This is a genomic window from Micromonospora sp. CPCC 205558, from assembly GCF_036902955.1.
Taxonomy (GTDB): Bacteria; Actinomycetota; Actinomycetes; order Mycobacteriales; family Micromonosporaceae; genus Micromonospora.
The window spans coordinates 139,596-146,957 of the sequence record NZ_JBAKHR010000021.1 but is presented as its reverse complement, the minus strand read 5'-3'; the positions used below and the strand labels follow the sequence as shown (position 1 = coordinate 146,957).

Here is a 7,362-nt window from a genome sequence, read left to right as displayed (position 1 = left end):
CGCGGAGCCGAGCGCCGAGGCGGTGCTGCGCGAAATCAACGGGTACGACGTGTCGACCGGCCGCCCGCTGGCGTCGTTCACCGAGATGAAGGACGACGGCTCCACCGTCGGCGGCTGCTGGATCTACACCGGGGTGTACGCCGACGGCGTCAACCAGGCCGCCCGCCGCAAACCCGGCGCGGAGCAGTCCCTGGTGGCCCCCGAATGGGGGTGGGCGTGGCCGGCGAACCGGCGAATCCTCTACAACCGTGCCTCCGCCGACCCGGACGGCAACCCGTGGAGTGAACGCAAACGCTACGTGTGGTGGGACGCGGAGAAGTCCGAGTGGACCGGCTACGACGTGCCGGACTTCGAGAAGACCAAGGCGCCGACGTACCGACCGGAGCACGGCGTCTCGGGCGTGGCGGGCATCGCCGGAGACGACCCGTTCATCCTCCAGGGCGACGGCAAGGGCTGGCTGTACGCGCCCACCGGTGTGCTCGACGGGCCGCTGCCCACCCACTACGAACCGGTCGAGTCGCCGGTGCGTAACCCGCTCTACCGGCAGCAGGCCAACCCGACCCGCAAGGTCTACACGCACCCGATCAACACGCTCAACCCGAGCCCGCCGCAGGAGCACAGCGAGGTGTTCCCGTACGTGTTCACGGTCAGCCGGCTCACCGAGCACCACACCGCCGGCGCGATGAGCCGCAACGTGTCGCCCCTGGCCGAGCTGCAGCCCGAGATGTTCGTCGAGGTGTCCCCGGAATTGGCGGCCCTGCGAGGGTTGAGTCATCTGGGCTGGGCCCACCTGGTCACCAGCCGCGCGGCCGTCGAGGCGAGGGTGCTGGTGACCGACCGCGTCACGCCGCTGCGCGTGGATGGCCGGATCATCCACCAGGTGTGGTTGCCGTACCACTTCGGTTTTGAGGGTCTGGTGACCGGCGACTCGGCCAACGACCTGTTCGGCATCACCCTCGACCCCAACGTGCTGATCCAGGAGAGCAAGGTCGGCACCTGCGACATCCGGCCCGGACAACGCCCCAGAGGACAGGATCTGTTGGACCTCGTCGTCGACTACCGGCGGCGGTCGGGGAACCTCGTGCACCGTTACCCGCCGATGGTCACGACCGACGTCGCCGACAGCAGCAGCGACCAGGAGGCCTGACCCGATGCCCCACGCCAACGCCCTGTACGGGCCGCTGGACCCCGCACCGGACGCCGGCTACGAGAACCCGCCGCCGCGGATGGGGTTCTTCACCGACACCAGCGTCTGCATCGGCTGCAAAGCCTGCGAGGTCGCCTGCAAGGAGTGGAACGGCGTCCCCGAGAGTGGGCTCGACCTGCTGGGCATGTCGTACGACAACACGGGCGCGTTGACCGCCAACTCGTGGCGGCACGTCGCGTTCGTGGAGCAGCCCCGCTCGGTCGGCTGGGCGACTCCGGCGTTCGAGGAGGAACCCGACGGGCCATCGGTCAGCCCGCTCACAGCCGCCGTCGGCGCACGTACCGGCGCCGACACCGGAACCGATCCGGGCCTTCCGCCCGGCTCGCCCGCCGCGGCGGCCCGCATGTCGGGCGGGCCTGAGTTTCTGGGGATGCCGGGTGCGCAGCCGCCGGGGAGGGGGTCGGGCGCGGAGGGACGGACGGATTTCCGCTGGCTGATGATGTCGGACGTGTGCAAGCACTGCACCCACGCGGCCTGCCTGGATGTCTGCCCGACCGGTTCCCTGTTCCGGACGGAGTTCGGCACCGTGGTGGTGCAGGAGGACATCTGCAACGGCTGCGGCTACTGCATCTCCGCCTGCCCGTACGGCGTCATCGACCAGCGCAAGGGTGATGGTCGGGCGTGGAAGTGCACGTTGTGCTACGACCGGCTCGGGGCGGGGATGACGCCGGCGTGTGCGCAGGCGTGTCCGACGGAGTCGATCCAGTACGGCGCTCTGGACGAGTTGCGGGAGCGGGCCGCCGCGCGGGTGGCGAAGCTGCATGAGCGGGGAGTGCCGGAGGCGCGGTTGTACGGGCACGACCCGAACGACGGCGTCGGTGGTGACGGTGCGTTCTTCCTGCTGCTGGACGAGCCGGAGGTGTACGGGCTGCCACCGGACCCGATCGTGACCACCCGCGACCTGCCGGCCATGTGGAAGCGTGCCGGCCTGGCGGCGATGACGATGGCGGTCGCCACGGCGGTCGCGTTCCTGGGGAGGCGGCAATGACCCGCGGGGGTGAGCAGCTCACGGTGCCACCGGCCGACTTCGCCTCCTACTACGGCCGGCCGGTCCTGAAGCCGCCGGTGTGGAAGTACGACATCGCCGGTTACCTGTTCACCGGGGGTCTTGCCGCCGGAAGCGCGCTGATCGGCGCGGGCGCACAGCTGACCGGACGACCAGGGCTGCGCAAGGTGGGCCGTTGGACGGCCCTCGGCGGCGTCGCCGCCAGCACGTACCTGCTGGTCCACGACCTCGGGCGGCCGGCCCGGTTCCATCACATGCTCCGGGTGGCCAAGGTGACCTCACCGATGTCGGTCGGCACCTGGATCCTCGCCGTGTTCGGGCCACTGGCCGGCGCGGCCGCGGTCGCCGAGTTGGCGCCGCTGCTGCCGCGGCATGGTGTGCTCGGCCTGGCCCGTCGGATCGGACCGCCCATCGGCGACGTGGCCGGCCTTGCCGCCGCGGCGACCGCGCCGGCACTGGCGACGTACACCGGGGTGTTGCTCGCCGACACGGCCGTGCCGTCCTGGCACGACGCCTACCCGTCGCTGCCGTTCGTCTTCGCCGGCAGCGCGCTCGCCGCCGCGACCGGGGTCGGACTGATCGCGGCACCGGCCGCGCAGACCGCCCCACTGCGGCGTCTCGCCCTGGCCGCCGCGGCCGTCGAGTTTGGCGGGGGACACCAGCTGGAGCGGCAGGGCCTCACCAGCGAGCCCTACAAGCACGGACGCAGCGGCCGGCTGGTCAAGGCCGGGCGCGCCCTGCTCGCCGTGGGCACCGTCGGCGCGCTGGTCAGCCGACGCAGCCGGCTCCTGTCAGCGATCTCCGGCGCTGCCCTGGTGGCATCCTCGATCGCCACCCGGTTCGGTGTCTTCGAGGCGGGAAGGGTATCGGCACGCGATCCGAAGTACACGGTCGTGCCACAACGGGAGCGGCGCGACGAGAGCCGGTCGACGACGCGGCGCTGAGCGGATCGGCGAAACAGCGGGCGCCCCGTCAAGGGGCGCCCGCTGTTTCGATGCGAACCTGGCCGCGACGCGTCAGCCGGTGAACAGCTTCGCGGCGGTGATGGCGGTCTGGATGATGCCGTACCCGAGTAGCACCGCGACCAGCAGCCACGACAACCAGAGCCGCCCGGTCTGGCTACCGACGCGCGGCGGCGCGGGCGGTTGGCTTTCCGGCCCGAGAGCGACCGGCTCGGTGACGGTGGCCTTCGCCACGGGCGACGTCGGCCCTCGGTTCGGTTCGTGGAACCGCTCGGGAACGGATCGGACCAGCAGGTTCGCGATGAACCCGATGGCGAGGATGCCGACCATGGTGAGCAGCGCGGGCCGGTACGCCGCCGCGGTGAGGGTGCCGGGCTTGCCCTTGGTGTCGAGGATCCCGTTGATGATCAGCGGACCGGCGACACCCGCAGCCGACCAGGCGGTCAGGATCCGGCCGTGGATGGCCCCGACCTGGAAGGTGCCGAACAGGTCACGCAGGTAGGCGGGCATGGTGGCGAAACCACCGCCGTAGAAGGAGATGATCGCGGCGGCGATCAGTACGAAGAGCGCGGTCGCGGCGTGGCCGGCCACGGCGAGCAGCAGGTACAGCACCATGCCGACGCCGAGGTAGACCATGTAGATGGGCTTGCGGCCGATGAGGTCGGACGTCGTCGACCAGACGAACCGCCCGGCCATGTTGAACAGCGACAGCACTCCCACGAAACCGGCCGCCGCTGTCACCGACACCGTGGTGGCGGTCCCGTTGTCCCGGAAGAAGTCCTGGATCATCGGGCTGGCCTGTTCCAGAATGCCGATGCCCGCGGTGACGTTGCAGAACAGCACGATCCACAGCAACCAGAACGACCGGGTACGCACCGCGTTCGACGCGGACACGCTCGCCGTCGTCACCAGAGGTTTGGCGGCGACGCTCGCGGGGTCGAACCCGGCGGGCCGCCAGTCCGGCGCCGGCACCCGGACGTTGAACGGGCCGAACATCATGATCACGAAATAGCCGATGCCGAACGTGACGAAGAGCGCCACGAGGGCATGTCCCGACGCGACGGCGGCCGGGTTGCTGGGGTTGTAGCCGGAGTCGTAGAGGGAGAGCAGTTGGCGCGCGAGCGGGCCGGCGATCAGGGCGCCGCCGCCGAACCCCATGATGGCCAGGCCGGTGGCGAGGCCGGGGCGGTCCGGGAACCACTTGATCAGTGTGGAGACGGGCGAGATGTAGCCGATGCCGAGCCCGATGCCGCCGATGACGCCGTATCCGAGGTAGAGGAGCCAGAGTTGTTGGGTCCCGATGCCGAGCGCGCCGACCAGGAACCCGACGGCCCAGAAGCAGGCGGCGACGAACATCGCCCGGCGCGGCCCGTTCCGCTCCACCCACCGGCCGCCCACCGCCGCGGACGAACCCAGCATGACGATGGCGATGCTGAAGATCGCCCCGATGGCCGTCTGACTGGTGTCGAAGTGCGCGATGAGGGAGTTCTTGTAGACGCTCGTCGCGTAGACCTGCCCGATGCAGACGTGCACGGCCAGTGCGGCGGTCGGGATGAGCCAGCGGCTGTATCCCGGGGGAGCGACAGTGTGTCGAGGATCGAAGACCGACAGCATGGGCATCGTCCACACCTCCTGCGGCCGAATAGGCCGCGACGTTGCCGAGCTGTCCGACCCGGCAGTTGGCCGAGCGGCGCCGCCGCGGTGGCGGCCCGGCGCACGTCTGGCGTCAGCCGATTACCGGCTCAACCTCACGTTACGTGGTGGCCTGTTCACGTCATGTGGTTACCGAAAAACGCGGCGCTGGAGACGCCAGCGCGCGGACACAGAACGGGGGCGGGCCTACCGGCCCGCCCCCGAACTGCTGTCGTACAGCTCAGTGAATCGCGACCTTTGCGGCCGCCTCCTCCTGGGCGCGTCGTTCGTCCCCGCTGAGGGTGTGCAGCGGCTTCTCCTTGATGAACAGCACGACGATCAGCGCGAGCAGCGCGATCGGCGCGCCGACCAGGAACAGATCCGCGGTGGCGATGCCGTACACGTCCTGGACGATGCGCAGCACCGGCTCGGGCAGGGTGGACAGGTCGGGCACCTCGGTGGAACCACCGCCGGCGGTCGCCGCCGGGCCGAGCCGCTCAGTCGTCAGGGAGGTCACCCGGCTCGCCAGAACCGCGCCGAGGGCGCTGACTCCGATCGCGCCGCCCATGCTGCGGAAGAACGTCAGCACGGAGGTGGTCGCACCGAGCTCGTGGGCCGGTACGTCGTTCTGCGCTGCGAGCACGAGGTTCTGCATGAGCATGCCGACGCCGACGCCGAGCACCGCCATGTAGATCGACAGGATGACGACGCTGGTGTTGGCATCGATGGTGCCCAGCAGCAGCATCCCGACGGTCATCACGGCGGCGCCGGCCACCAGGTACGCCTTCCAGCGGCCGTACTTCGTGATGAGCTGGCCGGCGATCGTCGACGAGACGAGCAGACCGAAGATCATCGGAAGGCTCATCAGGCCCGCCACGGTGGGCGACTTGCCCAGCGAGATCTGGAAGTACTGGGACAGGAAGACGGTGCCGCCGAACATCGCGATACCGACCAGCACGCTGGCGACAGTGGCCAGGGACACCGTGCGGTTGCGGAAGATGTCCAGCGGGACGATCGGCTCCGCCGCCCGCGACTCGACGACCACGGCCAGTGCCAGCAGAACCAGACCGCCGAGGACCATCAGGACCGTCCAGCCGGAGGCCCAGTCGAACTTGTTGCCGGCCAGGGACGACCAGATCAGCAGCGTGGAGACGCCCGAGGTGATGAGCAGGGCGCCCAGCCAGTCGATCTTTGCCTTGCGGCGGACGACCGGCAGGTGCAGGGTGCGCTGGAGCAGGACGATGGAGATGATGCTGAACGGGACGCCGATCAGGAAGCACCACCGCCAGCCCAGCCACGACGTGTCGACGAGCAGGCCGCCGATCAGCGGACCGGCGATGGTGCCCACACCGAAGACCGCGCCGAAGATGCCGGCGTAGCGGCCCAGCTCACGCGGCGGGATCATCGCCGCCATGACGATCGTGGCCAGCGCCGTCATGCCGCCGGCGCCGATGCCCTGGACGACACGGCTGAGCAGCAGGACCTCGACGTTCGGCGTGAAACCCGCGATGAGTGAACCCACCACGAACAGTCCCAGCGACAACTGGATCAGCAGCTTCTTGCTGTAGAGGTCGGCCATCTTGCCCCACAGCGGCACCGTCGCCGTCATGGCGAGCAGTTCGCTGGTGACGATCCACGTGTAGACGGTCTGGCTGCCGTTCAGATCCGCGATGATCCGTGGCAGCGCGTTCGCCACCACCGTGGAGGCGAGGATGGACACGAACATGCCGACCATCAGGCCCGACAGGGCCTGGAGAACCTCCCGACGCGACATGCGCGTGCCGACGCCGGCGGTGTCGGCGGGCGGGATGGTGGTGGTCATTGACGCTCCCTTTTCGGGTTTCTGGCGAAGTGGCTGGCCCCGGAGCTGATGCGGCGAGGCGGGACTGGCTGGTCAGGAGGGGGGCAGTGGATCCGGTAGGCCGGCGGCGATGGCGGCGAACGCCTCGTCGACGCAGTCGTGCAGAGGCCGGGCGTCGTCGTCGGCGGCCCAGCGCAGCAGCGCCGTGCGGAAGGCGGCACCGGCGACAGCGATGACCAGCGGCGGGTGAGCGTGGTCGAGGCCGACGCCGAGGCGGGTGGCGACGACCGCGACCATGGCCTGCTCGGTCGCGTTGTTGCCGGCCACCAGCCGGGGCAGTAACGCGGGGTTCTGGGCGATGACCGCCAGTCGCAGCCGCCACAGCTCCCGGTCGGCCTGGATCGCGCCGATCGCCTCGTCGAGGGCGACCCGGACGGCCTGCAACGCTGACACCTGTGCGGGGGCCGCTGCCAGACGCGCCACGACCGGGTTGCCGTCGAGCGCCGGATCGTCGGTGAGGGCCTCGTCCTTGCAGGTGAAGTAGTTGAAGAAGGTCCGCGAGGACACGTCCGCGGCCTCGCTGATCTCCTCCACCGTCACGTGCTCCAGGCCGCGCTCGGCGACCAGCCGCAGGGCGGCGGCGGTCAGCGCGGCCCGCGTCTGTGCCTTCTTACGGTCGCGACGCCCGGTGGCGGCGTGGTCGGTGTCGGTCACGCGGGCGAGGTTAGGAGCGAAGTTGCACAGCCTGCAAATT

The 7,362-nt window shown here is 70.1% G+C and carries 6 protein-coding genes; 3 read left to right on the top strand and 3 right to left on the bottom strand.

Annotated elements, in window-relative coordinates:
- The 3 genes from V6U86_RS23315 to nrfD all read left to right on the top strand — a co-directional run.
- On the top strand, positions 1-1,147 hold a 1,147-nt coding region (locus tag V6U86_RS23315; protein WP_334506427.1), incomplete at its 5' end, for a molybdopterin dinucleotide binding domain-containing protein.
- 4 nt (positions 1,148-1,151) lie between these two features.
- Positions 1,152-2,195: a 4Fe-4S dicluster domain-containing protein gene (locus V6U86_RS23310; protein WP_334506425.1), complete on the top strand. Its 1,044-nt coding sequence runs from the start codon at positions 1,152-1,154 to the stop codon at positions 2,193-2,195.
- Entirely contained in the window at positions 2,192-3,157 is a 966-nt protein-coding gene (gene nrfD, locus V6U86_RS23305; RefSeq protein WP_334506423.1) for an NrfD/PsrC family molybdoenzyme membrane anchor subunit, read from the top strand. Before V6U86_RS23310 ends, nrfD begins: the two co-directional genes overlap by 4 nt.
- Positions 3,158-3,229: 72 nt before the next feature.
- Here nrfD and V6U86_RS23300 read toward each other — a convergent pair whose 3' ends face one another.
- The 3 genes from V6U86_RS23300 to V6U86_RS23290 all read right to left on the bottom strand — a co-directional run bounded on the left by V6U86_RS23300 (position 3,230) and on the right by V6U86_RS23290 (position 7,322).
- Positions 3,230-4,789, bottom strand: a complete 1,560-nt coding sequence (locus V6U86_RS23300) for an OFA family MFS transporter (protein WP_334506449.1) — start codon at positions 4,787-4,789, stop codon at positions 3,230-3,232.
- Between the two features lie 259 nt (positions 4,790-5,048).
- Positions 5,049-6,629, bottom strand: coding sequence for an MDR family MFS transporter (locus tag V6U86_RS23295; RefSeq protein ID WP_334506420.1), 1,581 nt, complete (start codon positions 6,627-6,629; stop codon positions 5,049-5,051).
- Positions 6,630-6,701: 72 nt separating this feature from the next.
- On the bottom strand, positions 6,702-7,322 hold the full coding sequence (locus V6U86_RS23290) for an acyl-CoA-like ligand-binding transcription factor (RefSeq protein WP_334506418.1): 621 nt from the start codon (positions 7,320-7,322) through the stop codon (positions 6,702-6,704).
- Positions 7,323-7,362 lie beyond the last annotated feature (40 nt).

Bases quoted from the DNA above. Each gene is read 5' to 3' on its own strand.
- nrfD (WP_334506423.1), top strand. From the start codon at position 2,192: ATGACCCGCGGGGGTGAGCAGCTCACGGTGCCACCGGCCGACTTCGCC.
- V6U86_RS23310 (WP_334506425.1), top strand. From the start codon at position 1,152: ATGCCCCACGCCAACGCCCTGTACGGGCCGCTGGACCCCGCACCGGAC.
- V6U86_RS23295 (WP_334506420.1), bottom strand. From the start codon at position 6,629: ATGACCACCACCATCCCGCCCGCCGACACCGCCGGCGTCGGCACGCGC.
- V6U86_RS23300 (WP_334506449.1), bottom strand. From the start codon at position 4,789: ATGCTGTCGGTCTTCGATCCTCGACACACTGTCGCTCCCCCGGGATAC.